This is a genomic window from Halocatena marina (genome assembly GCF_023276375.1).
Classification (GTDB): domain Archaea; phylum Halobacteriota; class Halobacteria; order Halobacteriales; family Haloarculaceae; genus Halocatena; species Halocatena marina.
On record NZ_JALLPK010000001.1, the window covers coordinates 2,483,415 to 2,506,523 of the forward strand.

The following is a 23,109-nucleotide window of genomic DNA, read 5'->3' on the forward strand; positions in this document are numbered from 1 at the left end:
CACATACATACAATCATGAATATCGGTGTACTCTATTCCCGGATTCGCCGCGACGAGAAGCTCCTGTTGTCCGAACTGCGAGAGCGTGGACACGAGGTCACGAAACTCGACGTTCGCACGTTGCAGTTCGACCTTTCGGAACCGCCGGAAGCACTCACAGCGTGTGATATCGTTCTTGATCGGTGCCTCGCTACGAGTCGGAGCGTCTACGCAACGCAGTTCATCGACAGGTACGGGATTCCAGTCGTGAACGGACCGGAGACGGCAGCGGTGTGTGCCGACAAGGCGAAGAATAGTCTCGCACTCGCGCAAGCGGATATTCCGACACCACGGACGGAAGTCGCGTTCACGAAAGACGCCGCGATGGAGATCATCGAGAAGTTCGGCTACCCATGCGTACTAAAGCCCGTCGTCGGGTCGTGGGGGCGATTGATGGCGAAAATCGACTCCGAGAGCGCCGCCGAAGCCATTTTAGAGCACAAGGCGACTCTCGGTCACTACGAGCACAAGGTGTTCTACATCCAGGAGTTCGTCGAAAAACCCGACCGCGACATCCGCGTCCTTGCTATCGACGGCGAGCCGATCGCATCGATGGTCCGTTCTTCGGAGCACTGGCTGACGAACGCCGCGAAGGGAGCAACGACGCGCGAATTCGAGCTCGACGATACGGCTCGTGATCTCGTCGCCCGCGCGAGCGACGCGGTTGGTGGTGGTCTGCTCGGTGTCGATCTGATGGAGATCAAATCCGGCTCAGAATCGGAGGCCGAGTACACTGTCCACGAGGTGAACCACACGGTCGAATTCAAGGCGCTCGATGAGGCGACAACGGTCGACGTGCCAGCGGCGGTCGTCGACTGGCTCGAAACGAAAGCCACGCAGGAGGTGATCGCATGAGTACCTTGACAGCAACGGTTGTCGGTGCGAGTGGGTTCACGGGAGGCGAGCTCCTTCGGTTGCTCGCTGGTCACCCCAAATTCGAGATCGCACAGGCAACGAGCCGCCAGTACGAGCGCAAGACGATCGGTCGTGTTCATCCGAATCTCCGCGGGGTCGATCTGCGATTCAGTGCTCCCGACGATCTGGAAAGCGTCGACGTGTTGTTCGCAGCGACGCCACACGGTGTCTCCATGGATCACATCGACGCCTTCCAAGAGGCAGCGGACACGATTGTGGATCTGAGTGCGGATTTCCGCCTCGACAGCGAAGGGCAGTACGACGAGTGGTACGACGGACACACGCGTCCAGAGTTTCTCTCGGAATCGGTGTACGCGCTTCCCGAACTCACACGCGAGGATCTACCCGGTGCAGAGTTGATCGCAGCGGGCGGTTGCAACGCGACCGCCACCATCCTTGGGCTACTACCATTATTCGAAGACGGTATCCTCGATGGAACGGAGCAGACCATCGTTGACGTGAAAGTTGGTTCTTCTGAGGGTGGTGCTGGTGGCGGAACAGCTTCCTCACACGCCGAGCGCTCGGGCGTCGTCCGTCCGTACGCGCCTGCGGGCCATCGCCACGAGGCTGAGATCGAGCAGTTCCTCGGTCCAGTGAGCTTCACCGCCCACGCGGTCGATATGATTCGTGGCGCGAGTGCGACGTGTCACATCTTCCCGAACGATCCAGTCACAAAGCGGGATCTCTGGGGAGCCTATCGGGAACAGTACGACGAGGAGCCGTTTGTGCGCACAGTTGCAGGCGGCGGCGTGTATCGCTACCCCGAACCGAAGGCTGTTGCGGGGACGAACTACGCCGAAGTCGGCTTCGAACTCGATCCATCGAACAAGCGGATCATCGTGTTCTCGGCCATCGACAACATGATGAAGGGATCTGCTGGACAAGCGATCCACGCGGCAAACATCGCGCTCGGTTTCGAGGAGACTGCTGGATTAGCGTTTCAGGGATTACATCCCGTGGGGGCACCATGAGGTGCTGTTGGCACAGTGGGAGGTGGGCCCTGTGACGGTTGTCGTCAAGGTCGGCGGCGCGCGCGCTGTCGATCCGAAAGACGCGCTTGCAGACGTTTCGGCGCTCATCGACAACGACGAGCAGGTGGTCGTCGTTCACGGTGGATCAACTGCCGTAGACGACACGCTCGAAGCGCTCGGGGAGACACCGGAGTACGTCGAGACGCCGTCGGGCGTCGTTGGACGGTTCACCGACGAACGCACGATGGAGGTGTTTTCGATGGTTCTTCCCGGGAAACTCAACACCGATCTCGTGGTCGGATTACAGAACGAGGGTGTCGACGCAATCGGACTCTCGGGTATCGATGGGCAGTTGCTCTCGGGTTCACGGAAGTCCGCTGTTCGAGTCGTCGAAGATGGGAAGAAGAAGATCCGTCGTGGCGATCACTCGGGGCGTATCGAGCGCGTAAACGGTGATTTGCTGGAGACGCTGCTCGAAAGCGGATACACGCCCGTCGTGACCGTCCCGATGTTGGCGGACGACGGAGTGGCGGTGAACAGCGACGCTGATCGCGCGGCGGCAGCGGTTGCTGGTGCGCTCTCAGCAGAGCTCGTCATTCTCACTGACGTTCCTGGTGTACTCGCGGATGTCGACGACGAGTCATCGGTTATCGAGCGCGTCGATTCATCTGATGCGTACGAGACGCTGACTGCGGCCGCAGAAGGGTTTATGACTCGGAAAGTGATGGCCGCGACTGAAGCGCTCGAAGATGGTGCAGAAAGCGCGACAATCGCCAGTGCGAACACCGAAGCGCCGATCAGTGGCGCACTCGGTTCGAACGGAACGACAATCACGCCGGAGGCACTATGACTGAAGCTGGATTCGTCTTCAACGAAAAGCCCATTCGCATCGATAGCGGAGCGGGTCCATATCTGTATGACACGGAGGGGACCGAGTATCTCGATTTCGGTGCGAGCTACGCCGTAACGCCGACCGGTCACTGTCATCCGGAAGTAGTGGCTGCCGTCCAACAGCAAGTTGAGCAGCTCATGTACGTGCAGGCGTCGTACCCGGTCGACATCAGAGACGACCTCTCTACGACGCTCGCAGCGAGTGCTCCCGGCGATATCGGAAATGTGTGGCTCTGTAATTCAGGGACGGAGGCGAACGAAGCCGCAATCAAGTTCGCTCGGAGCGCAACCGGACGCTCGAAGATCGTCGCCACGAAAAACGGATTCCACGGACGGACGCTTGGCGCGCTCGCAGCGACGTGGAAGAAAAAGTACAAGAAACCATTCGAGCCACTCGCGGGCGACTTCGAATTCGTGCCCTACGGCGACCACGAGGCGCTCGAAGCAGCAGTTGATGAGGAGACTGCGGCAGTCCTCCTCGAACCGATTCAGGGAGAAGGAGGGATCAACCCGACAACGCACGAGTATCTGCAGGCCGTGCGCGAACAGACAGCCGCCCACGACGCAGCGATGGTGCTGGATGAGATCCAAACGGGACTCGGACGCACCGGCACCATGTGGGCGACCGAGGAGTTTGGCATTGTCCCCGACATCCTCACGACAGCGAAGGGACTCGCAAGCGGATTACCGATTGGTGCGACGCTCTGTCGTGACTGGATCGCAGACGGTGCAGGCGATCACGGCTCGACGTTCAGCGGGGGACCAGTCGTCTGTGCCGCTGCGCAGGCGACACTCGATGTGCTCGCAAACGAGGACCTCCCAGCGCACGCCGCGGAGATCGGCGCATATCTCACTGATGCGTTACAAACGGCCATCGGAGACGACGTGCGTGACATTCGTGGTCGGGGGCTCATGATCGGCATCGAAGTCAAGCGCGGCGCGAATCGGTTGTTGCCGACACTCGCGCTCGAACATAACATTCTGGCGCTTCCTGCCGGACGAACGGTCCTCCGATTGCTTCCGCCGCTGATCATCGATCGCGATCACGCGGACCATGTCGTCAACGCACTCAGCGAGGTGATCGGATGAACTCCGTCGTATCCACCCAAGAGATGACACCACGCGAACTGCTCAAAGAAATCGTAACCATTCCATCCGTGTCGGGAGACGAACAGGCCTGTGCAGAACGACTCGCAGCCTACTTCGAGAGCCACGACCGCAACGTGTGGATCGATGAGGTGGGGAACGTTCGTGCGCCCGCAGACGATAGCGTCCTCTTCACGTCACACATCGACACAGTACCGGGTGAGATTCCGGTTCGCATCGATGCTGGCGAACAGTCGGGCGAACCCGCACTCTGGGGCCGCGGAAGCGTCGATGCGAAGGGGCCCTTGGTTGCAATGGCGGTCGCTGCAGTCCGAACGGGAATGAGTTTCGTCGGCGTTGTCGGAGAAGAAGTCGATTCCCGCGGAGCATGCCACGTCGTTGCAAACCGCGACGCTCCAGAGACTGTTATCAACGGTGAGCCAAGCGGTTGGAACGGCATCACTCTCGGCTATCGTGGACTGCTCGCCGGGACGTACGTCGTGACGAGCGAATCAGGACACACGTCCCGACCGGAGAACAACGCGATTCAGGACGCGATGGACTGGTGGGGACGCGTCGAGCAAGCGTTCGAACCGGACGAGTGGACGCCGGTTTTCGAGCGTGTGACGTGTAAGCCAATTCGAGTCGAAGGCGGGACGAGCGACGATGGGCTCTCGGTGGAATCGTCCATGGATGTACAGCTCAGGGTTCCACCGAACCACACTGTCGACGAAATCCGCGAAATCGCCGATTCACAGCTCAATGGTGGCACAGTCAGGTGGTACGACGCAGTTCCGCCTGTCATGATGGAGCCGCGAACCGATGTGGCACGCGCGTTCCGGGTCGCTATCCGGAAACACGGAGGCGACGCCCGACTCCTTCGCAAAACGGGAACGAGCGATATGAACGTCTTTGCGAGCGAGTGGGACTGTCCGATGGTCACCTACGGACCAGGCGATTCCGATCTCGATCACGCACCGAACGAGCATCTACCACTGGAGTCGTTCGACCGTTCCGTGGCAGTGCTCGAATCCGTTGGACAGAAGCTTGGAGGATCACAATGACACAGCATTTCCTCGATGTCGATGATCTCTCGCGTGAAGAACTCGACGACGTGCTCGACGACGCCGAAGCGCTGAAAAGCCAAGAGACAGGGGACGATGACAATCACGCCCCACTCCCTGACAAAACGCTGGCAATGTTGTTCGAGAAGCCGAGCACGCGCACGCGTGTGTCATTCGAGACGGGGATGACCCAACTCGGTGGGCACGCAATTTTCCTCGGCCCTGACGACACGCAACTTGGACGGGGAGAGCCACTTTCAGACACCGCTCGGACGCTTTCGCGGTACGTCGACGGTATCATGGTTCGCGTGTTCAACCACGCTGATGCTGTCGAACTCGCCGAGTATGCGAGCGTACCAATCGTCAACGGACTCACTGACGATGCTCACCCATGCCAAGCACTCGCGGATTTGCTGACAATACGAGAACATTTCGACTCATTCGACGTGCAGGCCGCGTGGGTCGGAGACGGAAACAATGTCGCTCAATCGTTCGTTATCGGATGCGCGATGGTCGGCATCGATCTCACAGTCGCTCATCCCGAAGGCTACGGAATCGACGACAGCGTCATCGACCGTGCAAATCAGTTCGACGGACCTAACGTCACGGTAACGAATGACCCAACTAAAGCTGTAGCTGACGCCGACGTGGTGTACACCGACGTCTGGGTGAGCATGGGACAGGAAAAAGAGCGTGACGAGAAGTTACAGGCGTTTGAAGGATTTCAGGTTAACGAGGAACTCCTCGATGAACAAGCGGTGCTGCACTGCCTCCCGGCACATAGAGGAGAAGAGATCACCGGCGCGGTAATCGAAAGCGATCACGCACTCGTCTGGGACCAAGCCGAAAACCGGCTCCACGCACAGAAGGCTCTGTTAACAAAACTACTGTCGTAATTTTCGAAAATTCAATCGAAACAAGAGACAATATGAGACACTGGGAGCCGCGTACACCACATTGCATTGCACCGAATCGAATTGTAATAGACGGCGCTACGCTTTGGATTAGTAGCGTCTGTGGGTGTCGTAGTGTCTGTGTTATCTGATTCCGATTTGTTCTCTCAGTTCCTCCGAGTTGTTGAGCATTACGCGCACGCCGTTTTCCCAGAAGAGTTTATTCGGTTCTAATTGTTCCCCGTATCGTTGGTAGAAAACATCATCGAGTTCGTCGTACAACGAAATGACTTCGTCGACGAGATCGTCTGGAATTCGCATTTTCACGGTTGTGCTGTGCTCTTCCGTTTCCGGATCCGACGGCAGACCGATCGTTCCACGCACCACAACGTGGCCGTGGCCATTTTCACGGGCATCGTTTACCCAGACAAATTCGCTCGAATCAGAGTCGTCCTCAACCATCACCTACAAAGTGGAAACTAATGTAAATATACCTTGGGTGTTACAGAGACGCAAGGAGAGTTTTCACAGCTATAGCCGTGGGATAAATCTACTAGGACCGAACGTGGTGGTGTCGATTGCGAATCTGATAGTCGTTAGCCCAACTCTTTCATAAACAGACCCATATGATTTTTCATAGATATAGTTCTATGTATGAAGAGAACGAATCCAGAGAATCTCAGTCAAAATCATATTCTATCCGTAATTTCTGTGTACAAGACCTGAGTCGTCCGCTGGCACGAACGCTTTTTGTGAGCGAGCGCACAACGGACAAGATGCGATGGATACCGACACTCACGCCGAGGAACTTGCCTCCGACCTCGGTGTCGACAAAGAGGAGGTCGCAGCGGATCTCGAAAATCTCATCGATTATGATGTTCCACTCGACGAAGCAAAACAAAGCCTCCGACGGAAGTACGGCAGCGGCGGTGGTGGCGGCAGCACTTCCCCGACGGCCGTCGATATCAGCGACATTACGACAGACGATACAAGCGTCACAGTAACCACTCGTGTCCTGACCGTTGGGAAGCGAACCATCAGATACAGCGGCGATGACTTCACCATTTCGGAGGGTGAACTCGCCGATAAAACTGGGACGATATCGTACACCGCGTGGGAGGATTTCGGTCTTTCATCGGGAGATACGATTACCATCGGCAACGCGGGCGTCCGCGAGTGGGACGGTGAACCAGAACTCAATCTTGGAGAGAACACATCAGTTACCACTGCCGAAGAATCGCTCGACGTACCGTACGCGGTCGGTGGGAAGCGATCGCTCGTCGATCTCTCTCCTGGTGATCGAGGGATCACACTCGAAGTCACCGTGAGTGAACTCGAAGAGCGGACGATCGATGGCCGCGACGGTCCGACAGACATCCTGAGTGGTGTGCTCGCGGACGAAACGACTCGCCTCCCGTTCACCGATTGGGAGCCACACGACGAGATCGAACCCGGCGCGTCGATCCGGCTTGAAGACTGTTACATCCGCGAGTTCCGAGGGGTCCCATCTGTGAATCTCTCTGAATTCACAACAGTCACACCGATGGATCGGACAATTGAAAAGACCGAAACGGCACCGAAAAAGCAGATTGGAGCGGCTGTCGCCGACGGAGGTATGTTCGACATCGAACTCACAGGGAGCGTGCTCGCGGTCCGTGACGGTTCTGGACTCATTCAACGCTGTCCAGAGTGTAACCGCGTCATTCAGAACGGGCAGTGTCGAAGCCACGGCGATGTCGACGGCCTCGATGATCTCCGTGTGAAAGCGATTCTCGATGACGGGACCGGGACAGTGACTGTTGTGCTCGACCGAGAACTAACAGAGCGCGTCTACGGGGGGACACTTGAGGATGCACTTACCAGTGCCCGCGATGCAATGGACAAAGCAGTCGTGGCCGCTTCGATCGCATCAGATATCGTCGGAAAGCGACACCGCGTTCGCGGCTCACTCAGCGTCGATGAGTACGGCGCAAATCTCGATGCGACCGAGTTTGAGACCGTTACCAAAGAACCAACAAAGCGTGCTCGTGCCCTTCTCGCGGAGGTGGACGGATGAGCGAGCGTAACCGCAGTAGTAGTAGTGGTAGTGGTAGTGGTGCCTCCAGTAATCGCGAGGTCGCGTATCGTCTGTTTGCGGCAGAGTGCAACGATGCGAGCCATTCGTACTCCGAAAGCGACGAGGAACGGGCTCCGAACTACGTGGTCACCCCAACTGGTGCGCGAGTCAACCGACTGTTCGTCATCGGTGTTCTGACAGAAGTTACACAGGCTGGTGATAGCATGCTTCGTGCACGGATAGCAGATCCGACCGGCGCGTTCGTCGTCTACGCCGGGCAGTATCAACCCGACGCAATGGCGTTTCTCGATGGCATGGAGCCACCAGCGTTCGTGGCCGTCACTGGAAAGGCCCGGACGTTCCAGCCCGAAGACTCAGACATCGTATACACTTCCATTCGACCGGAGGAAATGAATGAGGTCGATAGCAATACGCGCGACCGCTGGACGGTCTCAACGACCAAACGAACGCTCGAACGGATCGCAACCACCGCTGCTGCGCTCGATACCGGACAGACGGGCGAGGAACTCCACAACACACTCCGCGAGAATGGAGTCGATCCGAGTCTCGCAGCCGGAATCCCGATCGCTATCGATTACTACGACACGACAGCAGCGTATCTCGCAGACGTTCAACGCCTCGCACTCGATGCGACACGTCTCGTTGCGGGCGAGATCGACACAGTCGACAGCCTCGAGCTGGCACCCGGACAAGGGGATGGACCGATCAAACCGGCACTCGACGTGGACGAACTCTCGATCGTGACAGACGAGAAAGTGAAATCAAAATCCAGCCCGGAATCAGAACCAAATTCAGAGCCAGAGCCAGAGTCGGAGCCGGAGCCGGATATTCCAGATCAAACACCGGCTGAGGACGACAGTGATTCCCCAGCGTCTGCTGAAGATCGTACGGCCACGACAACAGAGCGAGAACGAACGGAGCAGTCTCCAGCTCAATCCACAGAGGAACCGACAAACGCGGACGTCGAAACCGAGGCAAAGACAGACACAGACGCTGAGACTGAAGCTGATACAGACGCGGACAGAGAGACAGCCGACGTCACAATAGAAGAGGCAGACGAATTCGATTCCGAAGAGTATGATCCTGAGGAGTTCGATCCCGAGGAGTTCGAACTCGACGAAGAAACCCGACGAGAAGTCGAGGAAGAGTTCGGAACCGAGTTCTCGACCGCCGCTGAGGTCGATGCCCCTGGTGAGGCGGGGATCGAAACGAGCGAACCAGATATACCGGATGTGACAGAATCCGACGAAGCAGCTCCCGAATCGGGCGAAACACAAACAGAAGCGGAACCCACGTTCGATGACCTCTCCGATGAGTCCGATATCGATGAGGAAACGACCGCCGAGACAGCATCGACGACCGACGCCGAACCAGAACCAGAATCCGAGCCAGAACCAGAACCAGAATCCGAGCCAGAACCAGAACTAGAATTTGAATCGGAATCTGATTCAGAGCCAGCGTCGGAATCAGAACCTGACGAGGAGATAGACATCGAGTCGTTGTTACTTGATCTGATGCACGATTTCGATGACGGTGACGGGGCGGACCGTGAGGAGCTCACCGAGCAAGTGAGTGAGTCGGCTGGTGTTTCGACGGAGGTTGTCGATGACACGATTCAGGACGCATTGATGAGTGGGAAGTGTTACGAACCGAACGGTGGTAAGCTGAAGCCGATTTGATTGTAATGTTCGAACCGGTTCCCGACGAACCAGCGGCGCTTGCGGATCTCGGATCGGACCGTGCGCTCGTTATCGCGGACTATCACGCTGGGCTCGAGGTTGCACTCCGACGCGAGGGCGTCGAACTTCCGATGAGGGACACGGATCGAAGGGAGGCTCTGCTCACGTTGCTCGATCGGACGGATGCAGATCATATCGTTTTTCTCGGTGATATCGCCACGGACATTGGTGCATCCAACCGTGAGGAGCGCGCTGAGCTCCAGTCGCTGTTTGCCGCTATCACAGAGCGTGTTCCCGTCACGATCGTGAAGGGAAATCACGACGGTGCGATTGAGGAGCTAACCGACGATGATGAGATTCGCGTCACTGGAACTGAAGGGATCAGGATCGGCTCAGTCGGCTTCGTTCACGGACACACGTGGCCCAGCATCGACGTACTCACGGCAGACACCGTTGTGATGGGCCACGAACACCCAATGGTCCGCCTGATTGATGAGGTCGGCGGCAGTCGGACGGAACGGGTGTGGCTTCGAGGACCGCTCCGATCCGATCCGTTCGAAGCCTACCACGAAACAGCACTCGAAATCAGTGGCGAACTCGTCGTGTGCCCGGCGTTCAACGATCTCACTGGCGGAACGTGGACGAATCTCGATCAGGATTTTCTCTCGCCATTTCTCCCTGCCGGCGTCGAAAGCGCACAGGCGTATCTGCTGAACGGAACACGACTCGGGGCGTATGACGAAATTTAACCCGTCAGAACGATCTGTGTACGGATCGTATTCCGTTCGATATTCAGCGTATCGGCATCGATCGCGTGTGAGTGTGTGTACTCTGTTTCTCTGCAGGTGATATCGAGCAGATGTTCGTTGACATAAACGTGATCTCACCAGAGCCTTATGCGACGTTTCGCTCGTGAGTGAGACCGTCGTCGCCGTCGAAACGCTCGCTACCGAGATTCGAGATATCCACGAGTGATGCAGAGCCTTCGAACACGAGTTCAGTCACGATCTGTCCGGTCGCTGGCGCGTGTTGGAATCCGTGGCCCGAGAACCCTGCTGCGGTAATGCAGCCTGGGGTCGACTCCTCGATGATCGGGTGGTGGTCTGGTGTGACCGCGTACAGTCCGGCCCAGCCTCGCCTGATCTCCGACGCCGGGCCGAAGTAGTCGGCAACGTCTGCCGCGCGTTCGAGCGCCTCGACAGCCCAATCGAGATCGAACGACTGACTGTACGCGTCCGGGTCTCGATCAGGGTCTTCGACAGCAAAGTGTCCGCCCACGAGCGCCGTGCCGTCCCGTTCCGGTCGAAAGTACGATGCTCGATCGAGATCGATGGTGAGTGGAACCGTTTCTGGCACGGAGCGCTCCGGATCGACAACGAGCATCTGGCGGCGTTTCGGTGCGATCGGAAGGTCGAGTCCCGCAAGTGTGCCGACACGCTCAGCCCACGGACCAGCCGCGTTGACGGCGAAATCCGCATCGATCCGTGTTCCATCGGCGACGACACAAACTGATCCTGAATCAGGGATGATGTCAGTGACCGCCGTTTTTGTCCGGATGTCAGCCCCGGCTTCGGTCGCACCCGCCGCAAATCCCTGCAACGCGAGATGGGGATCGGTAAATCCATCGAGCGGCGAGAACGTCGCAGCAGAGAATGGCTCGGTTCGGAGCGACGGACAGTGTGCTCTGGCTGCTTCGGGCGCGAGAAACTCGCTCCGAGCACCGCGTTCGTTTTGCATCTCCACGCTTGCCTCGAACGCAGACGCCGTACTTTCATCGCGGGCAAGAAAGAGATACCCCGCGCGACGATACGCGATATCGACCCCGAACGTCTCTTCGAATGACCGCCACGTAGGGAGGCTAGCGAGTGAGAGATCGACGTTCACTGGCGTCGAAAACTGCGTTCTGATCCCACCAGCGGCGCGCTCTGTGCTCCCTCCACCGAGAGAACCCTTCTCGCAGACGATCACCTCGGCCCCCCGCCGAGCGAGAAAGTACGCGCTCGCCAGTCCGACGATGCCGCCGCCGATGACGATAACCTTCATGCGAGAGGATTGCGGCCACCGGGAGTAAGCGTTACCCCAGATCAAACATCGATAGTTGATCCAACGATCGATATGAGCGTCGTCTGTTCCATGACGTAACAGGGCTCGCTTCGAGTCAGTTTTTGCTATCCGAAGTGGTAGTCAGTCATTCAAATCGATAAGCGGATACACACAGCACGAAGCAACGATTCCAAGCCACGTGCATCCTGTTCGCCTGATCATCAACCCAAAGAGAAGATTTATTAGTTATATCTAATGATTTTAACAGTGGTTGGATCCTGCGTTTTTTGCCCGTCGGCAACGAGAAGCGTGTATGGAATCCAAGGAGCTCCGATTTGCTGCTGGTGCCATTGCAGACGCCGAAACCGCCGTCGTGATGAGCGGAGCCGGTGTCAGCACCGCCTCGGGGCTTCCCGACTTTCGCGGCAGCAATGGTCTCTGGGAGCGCTACGAGAGAGATGCTTTTCACATCGATCGACTGCAGACCGCACCAGAACAGTTCTGGCGCACCTACGCTCAGATCTCCACGGAACTATCGGGGGAGGGAGTCGATCCAAATCCTGCTCACGAGGCAATCGCCGCGCTCGAACAGAATGGACAGATCGAGGCGGTCATCACGCAGAACGTCGATGGGCTGCATCAGGCTGCTGGCAGCGAGAACGTCATTGAACTCCACGGCAACGGACAACGCGTTATCTGTCCTGCCTGCAGCGCCACGTACGCCAGCAAGACCGTCCGTGAACGCGTCAAGCGCGGCGACACGCCACCACGATGTGAACTGTGTGATGAAGAACGAATACTTGAGCCCAGCGTGGTTCTCTTCGGAGAACAGCTGCCAGAACACGCCTTTTATCGCGCACACGCAATCGCGCAGAACAGCGATGTCTTCCTCGTTGCTGGCTCCTCGTTGACGGTCGAGCCTGCTGCAAGCCTCCCTTCGCTCGCTGCAAATCGAGGTGCAACACTCATCATTGTCACTCACGATCGAACACCACTGTCCGACCGCGCGGAGTATGACTTTCGTGCGGACGTGACAGATGTTCTTCCCAGCCTTCGACGGGCGATCACAGAGCGCGAGTACTAGTTATTTACACACACCATCCGTGAGTCACGGGTGCATGGGATACGAAGTCGTACACACCGACGACGTACCGGTAACCGACTTATCGAACATCGATGAGATACCGCCAGACCTAGACATTCGCGCGGTCGATGAAGCGCTCGGCGCTGAGAGCTCGAAAGTGAAGCTCTGGTATTTCGAACCCGGAGAGGAGATTCAGTATCACGCTCACTCGGAGCAAGAAGAGCTCTACTACGTCCTCCAGGGGACGTTTTCACTCAAGCTCGGGCCGTCTGGTGAAAGCGAGATTGTCGAAGCGGGGCCAGGAACGTTCTGGGTCGCCGAACCGAAAACCGGCCACGGCCACCGAAACATCGGCGACGATAGAGGGATCGTCCTCGCTATTGGCGCACCCCCCATCGATGATCCCGGTCTGGATCCACACTCTATCGATGGAGAGGAGTGAGTTCCCCGACCGGACGCCCCTCTAGTCCCGATGCGAGACGTGGGGATCTCGATCTCGGGCTACGACAGGCTCGGTGATGTAGGTTCTTTACCATACTTCTTCAGCACACGTTCAGTAGAGTCAGTTGCCGCGCGAAGACCGTGCTTGCCGAATCGATGCGCCGTCACGAAGCTTATCTTCACAGTTCGGACAGACACGGACAGACTCCATTTCGGTCGGTGCGAATACTCGTACATATGCCTCAGTTACAAACGATCCACAGTTCAGGCATTCAGGCATCCCCTGAAGGACTTTCGTTCGCACACATATATCTTACGTATCTGGTCAGAGGAAAATAATGGGCCTGGTTGGAGAGAAAAATCCATTTACTGAGTTGTGCAATAAAAATTCAATCAGTTTTCGTACGAAGTGTCGAGGTATTCGAGGATCCGTTCTGATTCGGCCATTGTGACTCCGCGTGTTTCATCGACGAGGACGGGAACGGCTCGCTGGCCCGAGACGCGTTTGACCTCATCGCGTTTCGAATGGAGTCCTTCGACCCAAATGCTTTCAAACGTGATATCGAGTTCATTCAGGCGATCGACGACGAGTTCGCAGAATGGGCAGCCTTCGAGTCGGTAGAGTGTGAGTGTCATACTGGTCGAATGGGTGGAAGAAATAAATATCCGACGGCAAAGTGGTTTTTTCGCTCCGTGAATAGGTTTGTGTATGCGACTGAGTGAAGGACAGCAGGCTCCTGATTTCGAAGCGCTCTTGTGTACTGGTGAGACGTTTCGCTCACGACGACTCGATACGGTACTCGACGGGGGAGGCATCCTCGTGTTCTCTGCGTTTGCGTTTTCGGCAATCGCAGAAAACTGGTGGAAGCGGTACGAGCGATCGGGGTGGAACGAGTTCGACGTGCCCGTTCTCGGTGTAAGTCGGGATGGACCGTACGCACAGAACGCTTTTATCCGATCACTCGACAGCCCGTTTCGGCGCTTCAGCGACACAGACGGGACCGTGAGCGAACGCTACGGTTTGCTCACCGAACGCGACGGAATGGCGAATACGTCTACACCATTTCGTGCGGTGTTCGTGCTCGATGACGACCGGACGACAACGTACGCGTGGATCGCGGACGATTGGATCTCGCCAGTTCCACGAGAGGAAGCTGAGGAAGCTGTCGGGAACCTCTGAGTTAAGCGACGCTGGTTAGATGAGGAGCGTGGAGAAGGATGAAGTTCAGAGACGGTTGTGTCACATCGATATTCACGTCGGAGAGAAATGCCGCGAGCGCACCGATAGTCTCGAACTGTTCATCGACGGCACTCTCGACGTATGATTGGGGTAATGATAACTAAACCCTCCGTGTACGCGTCTCGGAGTGCCGCTTCGACAGTGTTGGGATGCTGATCTCGATTGAGAACGCGAGTAGCACGTTCGTATCGACGGCTATCGTCATTTCTCACAGCCCGTCTCGTCCGGCTCTCCTGACTCACTACAATCGTCCCATGGTATTACTATTTGAGCATTACACCACGTGGATGTACCTTCGTTCCAGAAACCTCCGGGCTGCTTACGGAGACAAAAAATAACGCAACGGACCGGTGAGCAGCCATAGAGTTATGTCCTCAGCATCTGTATGATGGCTGATGTCTTCTCACACATCAGTACTCCTTGAGGAGTACACGTGGCCAGAGGTCGAGACTGCGCTCGAAGAAGGAACACGGACAGTGGTCGTAGCGGTTGGATCGGTCGAGCAACACGGTCCACATCTTCCGCTGATTATGGATACGCTCGCTGGTGATGAGCTCTCTCGACGGATTGCCAAGAAGCTCGGCGACGCCCTCGTTGCCCCGACGATTCGGCCCGGCTGCTCAGGCCATCACATGGATTTTCCCGGAACGATTACGATTCCTGCCGAAACGCTGATGGACCTGATTCGCTCGTACTGTCGGTCGCTAGACGAACACGGATTCGAGCACATCGTTCTCGTCGCCACGCACGGTGGAAACTTTGCGCCGGTCAACACCGTCGCGCCCGAAATCGCCCGCACCATCGACGCAAACGTGATTGCGCTCGCAGATCTCGATGAACTCATGTCGTTGCAGAATGAGGGGCTTCGCGAAGCCGGCGTCGAGTACGAGGAGCCAGTGATTCACGCGGGAGCTGTCGAAACAGCGATCGTTCTAGCAACGAACGAATCCCTCGTTCGAACGGATGAGCTTGCAGTCGGTCACGAGAAACCGATATCTACGTCGCGACTACTCAGCGATGGGTTTAGATCGATTACTGAAAATGGCGTGCTTGGTGATCCCCGCAAAGGAACTCCCGAATCAGGGGAAACAATTCTCGATACAGTAGCAACCGCCTACGCCGAGCGAATCGAGGCCGAACGCGATGCCATCTGAGACACTCTTTCTGTCAGTTCCAGTCGTCGACCGACGCGTCGAGCCACCGAAATTATTGACTGCTAGCTTTGTGCTCCAGCCGCGAGAATAATCGACTGACGAGGACCGACGACAGGATACTCATTTCACAATCACCACACAACCGAGATTTCCCGTCTGTTCAATATAAAAGGTATATCAACGCGCACTCATTTGTTTCGCAATTGTGTTGAGTTGTATTTCGTCAGTACCTTCGACGATGCGGAGGATACGCGCGCGGTGGAGGTGATTCATGAACGGATTCTCCTCGCTGAGACCATTGCCACCGTGCACTTGTACAGCGTCATCAGCGATCTCCCAGAACATGTTCGTTGCAAACCACTTGAAGATGGAGGCGTCTTCGATGACGCTGTCGCCCTGATCCATCTTCCACGCGAGTTTGTGCCCTGCAGCGTCAGCCGCGTAGTTCTTCGCGCGTCCGCGTGCGATCTTATTCGAGATGGATTGGAACTTCCCGATCGGTCGGCCGAACGCCTCGCGGTCGTTCGCGTATTCAACTTGAAGATCAAGCAGGTGTTCAGCGTGGCCCACCGCTTCGGCTCCGAGTTCCATTCGGCCTAGTGAGAGAAACTCCATCGCTTGGTAGAAAGCGGCGTCTGGTTCACCGAGCACGCGCTCGTCTCCGAGTCGCACGTCGTCGAAGTGGATCTCTGCCTGCATCCCTTCCATCCCGACAGCGTTGTTCAACGATCCGATCTCGTACTCGTCTGCCTCGACGATGAAGCATGTGATACCACCGTAGCGTCCGCTTTCCTCCTGTGGGGTCGTTCGGGCGAACACCTGCAGGAAATCAGCGTAGGGTGCGTTCGTGATCCACTGTTTCGTTCCATTGAGCACCCACGTCTCCCCGTCTCGCTCGGCAGTCGTCTTCATCGCTGGTGAGTCCGATCCCGCATGAGGTTCGGTCTGAGCGAATCCAGTTGATAGCTCCGCGCTGATTGTGGGTTCGAGATATCGCTCGATCTGCTCGTCCGCTGCTTGTAAGAGGAGCGGCTTTGGTCCGGCCGGACCGGCCAACACGAACTCCGAAAGGCCTGTTCCGTGCGTCGCAACGTGCTTTTTCGCTCGGTACCACAGCACGTTCGAAATGCCTTCGCCACCGTGTGCTTCGGGCATGTTCATCGCATAAAAGCCAGCTTCTGCGCTCGCTTGTCGTATCGATTGGATTGCTTCGAGAACGTCGGAAACGAGACGGCCATCGGATTCGTGACGCAATCGAGGATTCGACCACGTCTCACCGAGATCAGATTCAATCGGATCGACCTCCTGTTCGATGAATTCGTCGAGGCTCCGTTCGATGAGTCGCCACTCCTCGCTTTTCGCAAATGAAACGCCGTCAGAATCTGTCGCCATGACACGAGATGTGGTCGAATGCTGTTAAGTCTACGTGTAGACTATTATAGTATTCACACAGCGAGAAAGCGATCACAGGAATGGAGACGATTCGTGGATGAATTATACACATACTTTAAAAAGTAGATCGGTGGTCGAATGCACACGATCGGTCTCGTGTGCACTGTATGCAAGAAAAGTCGGACGAGATGACGGATTATTACGGGATCGAGGATGCAAAGGTTCGCCGGAAAGCCATCAGGGCCTATACGCTCTTCCGGCACGACTAACCGGTGACAACCGTGATCCGGACGGAAGCCGTCGTTCCCGCCCTCGAACGGGCGGCCGAGCGAGCGGCGCTAGACAGGACCGAAGCGAATGGAATCAATGGAATATGCGGAGATATTGAAAGAATAATAGAATATGAAGGACACATAATGACTGAGCAGTTGAGCAAGCAACCGAATGAGTCATAGAAAGTAATATATTTATTCCATCAAACAATAACCCAACAATATATCAATGGATTCTATCGAATATTCGTGCTTGAATGGAGAGGTCTACTAATGACGGAGACGGCCGAAATCGAGGATGCGGTTCGAATCCCTGAAAATAAAGATGGGACAGCAACGGAGCGAAAAATGGCATTAGAGACGCTCAAAGAATACTCATCGAAGCATCCGGACGCCATCGTGCCTTATATAGATGTTATCGCTTCGCTCGCAGACAGCGAGGAGCATGATATCTGTCACGATGTCGCCCTTATCTTTCGGAAGATTGCCAACCACGATCCTAGCGCTGTGGCACCATACACCAAATCGATCTACACACTACTCACAGACGACGATCCGTTCGTGCTCTCATCTACCGTGTTGACGACCATGTTTGTCACTCGTGAGTCACCGACAGTACTGTCAGCCACTACAGACAGGCTGCTTGAGCTGCTGACTTACGAAAACGCCGGTGCAACCGGCCCAGCAGCTAATGTACGAGGGAAGGCAGCCGCAACGCTCGGCAATATGGGAATCGCAAATCCGATCGTCGCTGCTCGGGCTGATGAATCACTTGCAGACCTGTTCGACGATCCAGATCAGGATGTGCGCGCCATTGCAGTCTTAGCACTCACACGACTCGGGCTTGCGCATCCAGAATCCGTCGAGACAGCGCTGACTCACCTTCCAGCACAGTTGGACGATGAGACTTCAGACGTCCGTCGCAACGCTATCAGGGCATATACGCTCTTCCGTCGGGACAAACCAGATGCGATTATTAAGCCAGATATTGTCGCTCCAGCGTTCGAACGAGCAATCGAACAAGCGGAGCTAGACAGTACCGAAACGAGTGGAATCGACGAAGTATGCGAATATATTGAAAGAATCATGACAAATAAAGGCTGCGTAATAACTTAACAGTTGAACAAGCAACTAACATGAATTATAGAAAATGTCATATGAAAATTAACAGATGTGAATCGGTGAGTGATGTCGCTATGAGTTTCGTTGAAAATCCTTGCCCGACCAGAGAGGTGTACTAAATGACAGATGATATCGACGTTAAAAACGTAATCCAGACCCTTGAAGACGGGGCACCGAGAGAGCAAGAAGAGGCATTATCCATTCTTCGCGATATTTCACATTCACAACCGAACATTCTCGCCACTCATCTTGACGCCATCTGCTCGTTCGCAGACGACGAAGATCCGATGGTCCGTTTCAGCGTTGCCACGGTTCTCGTCAATGTTGCCGCGCACGAGCCGAGCGTCGTACTTCCTCATGCGCCTGTTGTGCGTACGATGCTGATGGATGACGATTCAAGTGTGTTGTCATTTGCCACGACGACGGCCATGATCATTGCCAGTGAATCGCCAACAGCGCTATCGGGGATCGCCGATAGATTGCTCGAATTATTGATATATAAGAATGTTGCAGCGTCGAAATCAGCCCGTGACATACGGGTGTCGGCAGCATCGACTCTCGGTAAACTTGGCGAAGTTGACCAGGCCATCGCGTCCCGTGCTGATGAACCACTCGCAAATCGGCTCGACGATCCTGAACCTAGGGTTCGACGGGCCGCAGTCACAGCACTCACCCGGTTCGGACTTTCGCATCCCGATGTCGTCTCAACGGGACTCGCTCGTCTTCCGGAACGGCTGGACGACGAGGATGCAGAGGTTCGCCGGAAAGCCATCAGGGCCTATACGCTGTTCCGGCACGACCAACCGGCGGCAATCGTTGAGCCGGAAGCCGTCGTTCCAGCACTCGAACGGGCGGCCGAACGAGCGGAGCTAGACAGGACCGAAGCGAGTGGAATCGACGAAGCATGTGAATATATTGAAAGAATGATGGCAGATCAGTCCTGATCGATGACTAGGCTGCCAGACAAGCATCCGATATGTGGACATCTGGTAGGAACGGCCTATAAAGGAACGTTAGAACTTACCGGCAATCAAACAGTACAGACTGATGAAGAAACACACAATACTGTTGAGACGACAAAAAAACGCACGGTTGAATCTGGGACAGAAGGGTCGTTGAAAGCATCGTTGACGGGCGTTGGAGCAAGCCTCAAGGGCTATATTAGGGGAAAAAGGTCAAAATCAAATAAAAAAAGCTCAAGTGACATCCACCGCCAATCAGAAGCGGCTGCCGTCAGCCAAACTATTCGCATTGAATCAGTAAATAACCTGGAAGACGCCGACAGACTTGGATGTCAAGATCCAGACTGTCCACTCAACGATGACAGACAAAAGGTTCGAATTGTAGAGGATATGCGAGTAGATCTCGACGAATTAACTAATAAGTTCGATGACAAAGAACTAACGGAAAAAAATCAACGACGTCTTGATACTCATAGAACCACAGCAGAGCTAGGGGACGACCAGCCACGTAATACTGCTAGCTCAAGTGAACCGATCGGCGACCCATACCACCAGTCACACACTCCCGATCGATCCGTCGAACCAATCGAACGGAACAACGACCAGAACGAACCGGAACGGCCCGAAACCAACGATCCGTCCCCAGATCCAGACGAAGAAACGACCAAATCGGAAGTGGAGGAGTCGCGCGACGCTGAGACTCTCAGAGCAAAAGAGAAGGCACTCGCAGAGAAGCGGAAAGCGCTCGAGGAAGAACGAGAGACCCTGAGAGAAGACAGAGAAATCATCAGAGAGGATGAAAAAGCGCTTAATGAAGAACGAAGAGCGCTCAGAGAAGACGATCGACCACACAGTGAGGAACGAAGAGCACTCAGAGAAGAGGAAAGGGAACTCAGAAACGAGCGAAGATTACTCAGGGAAGAGGAAAGAGAGCTCAAAGAAGAAGAGGAAGCACTTCAAGCGAAGGAGAACGCACTGAGAAAAAAGCGGGAAGTGCTCACAGCGGAGGACAACGCCGTTGAAAGAAGTGCCGAGAGCACAACAGCACCATCTGCCGGAGCGACAGAACGGAACGGCACGACTCAGGCGGAAAACGATGCGACTGATAAAGAACGAGACGCGGGCGAAACCCCAGAACCCGCCGAGAACGACAAAGATTCACCGACCACTCCGATCGACGAAGAAGGACCAACGACCAACGAACCGGACGGCCACTCTACCGACGTAGACTCGCGCTCGAACGATGAGCAGGACGACTACGGGAAACACCTCCCGTCCGACGAAGGTCGAGGGGCAGACGACCGACACGACGACCGAGAGGAGCCAAAAAAGCACCTCCCGAACTCCGATCAGAGTCCGAACAACGGTCAGGATAAAGGACACGCGAATGGGTCACCATCAACTGAAGTGAATCCCGAGGCGAACAGCACGAAATCAGTCGGCGGGGATTCGAACACGAACGATCCGCAAAATAACGAGCACAAGGAGCATTTGCCGTCAGGGGATGCAGGAACGACCGACCGCACGGACGATACGCCCGAGGCAGCCAAACGACATCTCCCCGAATCCGACCAGAACACGACCGACGAGCCACAGCCGACTGAACCGAACCCAAACACGAGTGGGAAACAGAACGACGAACACGAGAAACATCTCCCGTCTGATGATACGGAGGTCACCGATCAGACGGACGACAATATAGAAGAGGCCGAAAAACACATTCCCGAAGAAGACGCAAGAATAGATCCGAGACCGGATCACGATTTGGACGACCGCGATAGAGAGCGAGAGTAACGTTACTGTGAGCGACTCAAATAGATGCTGATAGCTTGACCAACCTTACACCGATACAGTCTCTGAAAGATGAAGTGTCTGTCAATCGGTTCCTACGTGTTGCTCGCTTGAAGCGTCCGATTCGTCCTGATTCTCGCTGGACGCAGTACCTTCAATTTCACCAGTTATGCTCCGTTCGGGCAACGCACCGGCGTGCTCAGTTGGCGAAAGAACGTCTGCGATAACCTCCATCGTGTCGCCGGTCAGCATCGAGATATATCCAAAGAACCAGCCAGCCTGCTTGACGATGACACCAACACCTGGGTCCCACTTACGGATATCTCCTGTAGCGAATATGTGTTGTTCACTTTGTTTCATTTCTTTCCGTTTTCCATACCATTTTTCTTCGACATAATTGGTATGTTGAACGAACTTTGTACCGATTGCGTCCCGATAGAACTCAGCCGTCTCCGAATCGTTCGGGCGTAACAACACCATCGAAACCAGCCCCGCTAAAATCGATTCACCACCGTTGCGGCCATAATTCTGATACAGTTGCTGCACCGACTGCAATGTCACAAGTGTGACGACCTTATCGCCCCGTCCGACGTTCACGAGTTCCTCTAACTGGCGAAGATGTGGAATTTGTGCGAACTCATCGAGGATGAAATACGAATACGTATCGGTGTTTTGCATCGCGTGCTTTGCGGTGTGATCGATGAGAAATCGAAAGATCGGTTTTGTGCTTTGACCGGTCGCCTTCGGGAAATCGAGCACGATCGGCACACCCTGTGGATCCCGAACGTGATCGCGAATCGAAAAACCATCTCCATCAGGAGGGGCTGCTCCGAAATCTCCGATAAACACCTTATTGACGATACGCTGGACCGACGCATAGACACCTTGTGCCTGTTTGGGACTAGTTTCGACATCGATTGCTGACGCTGCCGCCCGCAGGTCGGAATACTCACTCAAGTGTTCATAGATTTCATCTGCTCCGTTCCGTTGGAAATAGTGGCGTACCGATGCATTCGACAGTTCGAATTCGTCGCTCTCCTCGCGCTTTCGAACCAATCGCTTCAGACATGCAGCAAAGACCTGTCGGGCCATATCGTCGAAGAAATCGTTCTCACCCCCGCTCGGTTCGGGAAACAGTGCTTGCGCGAACTCGTCAATGTCCTGTTCCGTGTCGAATTCCCGAAAGAGATTCCAAATATACGTCGAATCCTCCATAGAAATGCTGATGTACTCGACACCGAGTATATCAAAAAAATCCTGAAAGTCAGTCTTATGATCGTATACCAACATCAATGACGAGTGATCGAAGAGCATCTGCTGTACAAAATGTATTGCAACTTCAGTTTTTCCTGAACCTGAAGCACCAGCAACGAGGATCGATCTCCGAGGTAAAGAAACACTTCCTGCCCATCGGTCGAGGAATCCGAAGTTTCCACCAGTTGCTGCAATGGAAATATTTATTGCAAGACCATTTTGTAAATCTTTCCGATACCGACGATCTTGATAGATTCTCTGGACAGATTGTTTTATACTCCGGAGAAACAACGCTGTGAACAAGACAATCATCAAGATCCAAAGCCACACTAATGACGTTGACTGAAGGGTATACGCCACCACAGGTACTGCCAGTAATGTGACAACCATTACGAATGGGGCGAGAACCCAGTGAATGGCCTGCAGGCGGTCGTAGAATGATGATAGTGGGTGCCAAAGACGTTTCCACCAGGGCTTGCGAAGAACTGCTGACGCACCGAACAACGCAACGATTCCGAGCACGAGAAACCAGCCGAATGTCTCAATGAGACTCATCAGACACCTCCTCGGCTCGTTTTCTGCTCGGTGCTATGCTTGACACGTCGATGGTGTATCGTGAGACAACATCGATTGGTTTTCGGTCAGAGGGACTCGGTTGCCGTGGTCTGAGGTTGACAGACGACATCTCCATTCGAATAGAGGTTTATTTAATTCGGACATATAACCATTGATTCTTCGT

22 protein-coding genes are annotated in these 23,109 nt (G+C 55.3%); 16 read left to right on the forward strand and 6 right to left on the reverse strand.

The window, feature by feature from the left end; translation table 11 throughout:
• Positions 1–15: 15 nt before the first annotated feature.
• The 6 genes from lysX to argF are packed head-to-tail and all read left to right on the forward strand — an operon-like array spanning position 16 to position 5,862.
• Entirely contained in the window at positions 16–894 is an 879-nt protein-coding gene (gene lysX / locus MW898_RS11340; RefSeq protein WP_248907272.1) for a lysine biosynthesis protein LysX, read from the forward strand.
• The gene (gene argC / locus MW898_RS11345; RefSeq protein WP_248907274.1) at positions 891–1,925 is read left to right on the forward strand and encodes an N-acetyl-gamma-glutamyl-phosphate reductase; all 1,035 of its coding nucleotides are present in this window, start codon (positions 891–893) and stop codon (positions 1,923–1,925) included. The genes lysX and argC overlap by 4 nt, the downstream gene beginning before the upstream one ends.
• A 31-nt stretch (positions 1,926–1,956) precedes the next feature.
• Positions 1,957–2,775 carry an acetylglutamate/acetylaminoadipate kinase gene (locus MW898_RS11350; protein WP_248907276.1) on the forward strand — a complete coding sequence of 273 codons (819 nt, stop codon included), beginning with the start codon at positions 1,957–1,959 and terminating at the stop codon, positions 2,773–2,775.
• Positions 2,772–3,905 (forward strand): aspartate aminotransferase family protein, encoded by a 1,134-nt coding sequence (locus MW898_RS11355; protein ID WP_248907278.1) that lies wholly within the window; start codon positions 2,772–2,774, stop codon positions 3,903–3,905. Before MW898_RS11350 ends, MW898_RS11355 begins: the two co-directional genes overlap by 4 nt.
• Positions 3,902–4,966, forward strand: coding sequence for a [LysW]-lysine hydrolase (locus tag MW898_RS11360; protein WP_248907280.1), 1,065 nt, complete (start codon positions 3,902–3,904; stop codon positions 4,964–4,966). Before MW898_RS11355 ends, MW898_RS11360 begins: the two co-directional genes overlap by 4 nt.
• On the forward strand, positions 4,957–5,862 hold the full coding sequence (gene argF, locus MW898_RS11365; protein WP_368409195.1) for an ornithine carbamoyltransferase: 906 nt from the start codon (positions 4,957–4,959) through the stop codon (positions 5,860–5,862). Before MW898_RS11360 ends, argF begins: the two co-directional genes overlap by 10 nt.
• Before the next feature lie 141 nt (positions 5,863–6,003).
• Here the strand turns inward: argF and MW898_RS11370 are convergent, their stop codons facing one another.
• Positions 6,004–6,321 (reverse strand): hypothetical protein, encoded by a 318-nt coding sequence (locus MW898_RS11370; protein WP_248907284.1) that lies wholly within the window; start codon positions 6,319–6,321, stop codon positions 6,004–6,006.
• Positions 6,322–6,640: 319 nt separating this feature from the next.
• Here MW898_RS11370 and MW898_RS11375 point away from each other — a divergent pair, with 319 nt between their 5' ends.
• From MW898_RS11375 to MW898_RS11385, 3 genes are read left to right on the forward strand one after another with little or no spacing between them, the layout of a single operon-like run.
• Positions 6,641–7,915 carry a Single-stranded DNA binding protein gene (locus MW898_RS11375; protein ID WP_248907286.1) on the forward strand — a complete coding sequence of 425 codons (1,275 nt, stop codon included), beginning with the start codon at positions 6,641–6,643 and terminating at the stop codon, positions 7,913–7,915.
• The gene (locus MW898_RS11380) at positions 7,912–9,615 is read left to right on the forward strand and encodes a hypothetical protein (protein ID WP_248907288.1); all 1,704 of its coding nucleotides are present in this window, start codon (positions 7,912–7,914) and stop codon (positions 9,613–9,615) included. Before MW898_RS11375 ends, MW898_RS11380 begins: the two co-directional genes overlap by 4 nt.
• Before the next feature lie 5 nt (positions 9,616–9,620).
• Positions 9,621–10,364: a metallophosphoesterase gene (locus MW898_RS11385; RefSeq protein ID WP_248907290.1), complete on the forward strand. Its 744-nt coding sequence runs from the start codon at positions 9,621–9,623 to the stop codon at positions 10,362–10,364.
• A 145-nt stretch (positions 10,365–10,509) separates the two neighbouring features.
• Here MW898_RS11385 and MW898_RS11390 read toward each other — a convergent pair whose 3' ends face one another.
• Positions 10,510–11,658: an NAD(P)/FAD-dependent oxidoreductase gene (locus tag MW898_RS11390; protein WP_248907292.1), complete on the reverse strand. Its 1,149-nt coding sequence runs from the start codon at positions 11,656–11,658 to the stop codon at positions 10,510–10,512.
• A 313-nt stretch (positions 11,659–11,971) separates the two neighbouring features.
• Between MW898_RS11390 and MW898_RS11395 the strand changes: the two genes are divergently transcribed.
• Together MW898_RS11395 and MW898_RS11400 are read left to right on the forward strand one after the other, a co-directional pair.
• Complete coding sequence (locus MW898_RS11395) at positions 11,972–12,742, forward strand: SIR2 family NAD-dependent protein deacylase (protein ID WP_248907294.1); 771 nt, start codon at positions 11,972–11,974, stop codon at positions 12,740–12,742.
• A gap of 34 nt (positions 12,743–12,776) precedes the next feature.
• Entirely contained in the window at positions 12,777–13,184 is a 408-nt protein-coding gene (locus tag MW898_RS11400) for a cupin domain-containing protein (RefSeq protein ID WP_248907296.1), read from the forward strand.
• Positions 13,185–13,304: 120 nt separating this feature from the next.
• On the opposite strand, the gene MW898_RS26505 is transcribed toward MW898_RS11400, so the two are convergent.
• Both MW898_RS26505 and MW898_RS11405 read right to left on the reverse strand, forming a co-directional pair.
• Positions 13,305–13,463 carry a DUF7563 family protein gene (locus tag MW898_RS26505; RefSeq protein ID WP_438268373.1) on the reverse strand — a complete coding sequence of 53 codons (159 nt, stop codon included), beginning with the start codon at positions 13,461–13,463 and terminating at the stop codon, positions 13,305–13,307.
• Between the two features lie 113 nt (positions 13,464–13,576).
• Positions 13,577–13,819, reverse strand: coding sequence for a glutathione S-transferase N-terminal domain-containing protein (locus MW898_RS11405; protein ID WP_248907298.1), 243 nt, complete (start codon positions 13,817–13,819; stop codon positions 13,577–13,579).
• A gap of 73 nt (positions 13,820–13,892) precedes the next feature.
• On the opposite strand from MW898_RS11405, the gene MW898_RS11410 reads away from it, so the two are divergent.
• Both MW898_RS11410 and MW898_RS11415 read left to right on the forward strand, forming a co-directional pair.
• Complete coding sequence (locus MW898_RS11410; RefSeq protein WP_248907300.1) at positions 13,893–14,363, forward strand: redoxin domain-containing protein; 471 nt, start codon at positions 13,893–13,895, stop codon at positions 14,361–14,363.
• Between the two features lie 455 nt (positions 14,364–14,818).
• Positions 14,819–15,577: a creatininase family protein gene (locus tag MW898_RS11415; protein ID WP_248907302.1), complete on the forward strand. Its 759-nt coding sequence runs from the start codon at positions 14,819–14,821 to the stop codon at positions 15,575–15,577.
• Between the two features lie 177 nt (positions 15,578–15,754).
• On the opposite strand, the gene MW898_RS11420 is transcribed toward MW898_RS11415, so the two are convergent.
• A complete protein-coding gene (locus tag MW898_RS11420) occupies positions 15,755–16,969 on the reverse strand; it encodes an acyl-CoA dehydrogenase family protein (RefSeq protein ID WP_248907304.1) in 1,215 nt (404 codons plus the stop codon).
• A gap of 545 nt (positions 16,970–17,514) precedes the next feature.
• On the opposite strand from MW898_RS11420, the gene MW898_RS11425 reads away from it, so the two are divergent.
• The 3 genes from MW898_RS11425 to MW898_RS11435 all read left to right on the forward strand — a co-directional run bounded on the left by MW898_RS11425 (position 17,515) and on the right by MW898_RS11435 (position 21,119).
• The gene (locus MW898_RS11425; RefSeq protein WP_248907306.1) at positions 17,515–18,357 is read left to right on the forward strand and encodes a HEAT repeat domain-containing protein; all 843 of its coding nucleotides are present in this window, start codon (positions 17,515–17,517) and stop codon (positions 18,355–18,357) included.
• A 125-nt stretch (positions 18,358–18,482) separates the two neighbouring features.
• Complete coding sequence (locus MW898_RS11430) at positions 18,483–19,307, forward strand: sister chromatid cohesion protein PDS5 (protein ID WP_248907308.1); 825 nt, start codon at positions 18,483–18,485, stop codon at positions 19,305–19,307.
• A gap of 3 nt (positions 19,308–19,310) precedes the next feature.
• Positions 19,311–21,119 (forward strand): hypothetical protein, encoded by a 1,809-nt coding sequence (locus tag MW898_RS11435; RefSeq protein WP_248907310.1) that lies wholly within the window; start codon positions 19,311–19,313, stop codon positions 21,117–21,119.
• A gap of 81 nt (positions 21,120–21,200) precedes the next feature.
• On the opposite strand, the gene MW898_RS11440 is transcribed toward MW898_RS11435, so the two are convergent.
• A complete protein-coding gene (locus MW898_RS11440; protein WP_248907312.1) occupies positions 21,201–22,925 on the reverse strand; it encodes a type IV secretory system conjugative DNA transfer family protein in 1,725 nt (574 codons plus the stop codon).
• Positions 22,926–23,109 lie beyond the last annotated feature (184 nt).

What these genes read in the sequence shown, in the direction of transcription:
- lysX (WP_248907272.1), top strand. Translation starts at nt 16, where the DNA reads ATGAATATCGGTGTACTCTATTCCCGGATTCGCCGCGACGAGAAGCTC.
- argC (WP_248907274.1), top strand. Translation starts at nt 891, where the DNA reads ATGAGTACCTTGACAGCAACGGTTGTCGGTGCGAGTGGGTTCACGGGA.
- MW898_RS11355 (WP_248907278.1), top strand. Translation starts at nt 2,772, where the DNA reads ATGACTGAAGCTGGATTCGTCTTCAACGAAAAGCCCATTCGCATCGAT.
- MW898_RS11360 (WP_248907280.1), top strand. Translation starts at nt 3,902, where the DNA reads ATGAACTCCGTCGTATCCACCCAAGAGATGACACCACGCGAACTGCTC.
- MW898_RS11370 (WP_248907284.1), bottom strand. Translation starts at nt 6,321, where the DNA reads ATGGTTGAGGACGACTCTGATTCGAGCGAATTTGTCTGGGTAAACGAT.
- MW898_RS11375 (WP_248907286.1), top strand. Translation starts at nt 6,641, where the DNA reads ATGGATACCGACACTCACGCCGAGGAACTTGCCTCCGACCTCGGTGTC.
- MW898_RS11380 (WP_248907288.1), top strand. Translation starts at nt 7,912, where the DNA reads ATGAGCGAGCGTAACCGCAGTAGTAGTAGTGGTAGTGGTAGTGGTGCC.
- MW898_RS11385 (WP_248907290.1), top strand. Translation starts at nt 9,621, where the DNA reads ATGTTCGAACCGGTTCCCGACGAACCAGCGGCGCTTGCGGATCTCGGA.
- MW898_RS11390 (WP_248907292.1), bottom strand. Translation starts at nt 11,658, where the DNA reads ATGAAGGTTATCGTCATCGGCGGCGGCATCGTCGGACTGGCGAGCGCG.
- MW898_RS11395 (WP_248907294.1), top strand. Translation starts at nt 11,972, where the DNA reads ATGGAATCCAAGGAGCTCCGATTTGCTGCTGGTGCCATTGCAGACGCC.
- MW898_RS11400 (WP_248907296.1), top strand. Translation starts at nt 12,777, where the DNA reads ATGGGATACGAAGTCGTACACACCGACGACGTACCGGTAACCGACTTA.
- MW898_RS26505 (WP_438268373.1), bottom strand. Translation starts at nt 13,463, where the DNA reads ATGCCTGAATGCCTGAACTGTGGATCGTTTGTAACTGAGGCATATGTA.
- MW898_RS11405 (WP_248907298.1), bottom strand. Translation starts at nt 13,819, where the DNA reads ATGACACTCACACTCTACCGACTCGAAGGCTGCCCATTCTGCGAACTC.
- MW898_RS11410 (WP_248907300.1), top strand. Translation starts at nt 13,893, where the DNA reads ATGCGACTGAGTGAAGGACAGCAGGCTCCTGATTTCGAAGCGCTCTTG.
- MW898_RS11415 (WP_248907302.1), top strand. Translation starts at nt 14,819, where the DNA reads ATGTCTTCTCACACATCAGTACTCCTTGAGGAGTACACGTGGCCAGAG.
- MW898_RS11420 (WP_248907304.1), bottom strand. Translation starts at nt 16,969, where the DNA reads ATGGCGACAGATTCTGACGGCGTTTCATTTGCGAAAAGCGAGGAGTGG.
- MW898_RS11425 (WP_248907306.1), top strand. Translation starts at nt 17,515, where the DNA reads ATGACGGAGACGGCCGAAATCGAGGATGCGGTTCGAATCCCTGAAAAT.
- MW898_RS11430 (WP_248907308.1), top strand. Translation starts at nt 18,483, where the DNA reads ATGACAGATGATATCGACGTTAAAAACGTAATCCAGACCCTTGAAGAC.
- MW898_RS11435 (WP_248907310.1), top strand. Translation starts at nt 19,311, where the DNA reads ATGACTAGGCTGCCAGACAAGCATCCGATATGTGGACATCTGGTAGGA.
- MW898_RS11440 (WP_248907312.1), bottom strand. Translation starts at nt 22,925, where the DNA reads ATGAGTCTCATTGAGACATTCGGCTGGTTTCTCGTGCTCGGAATCGTT.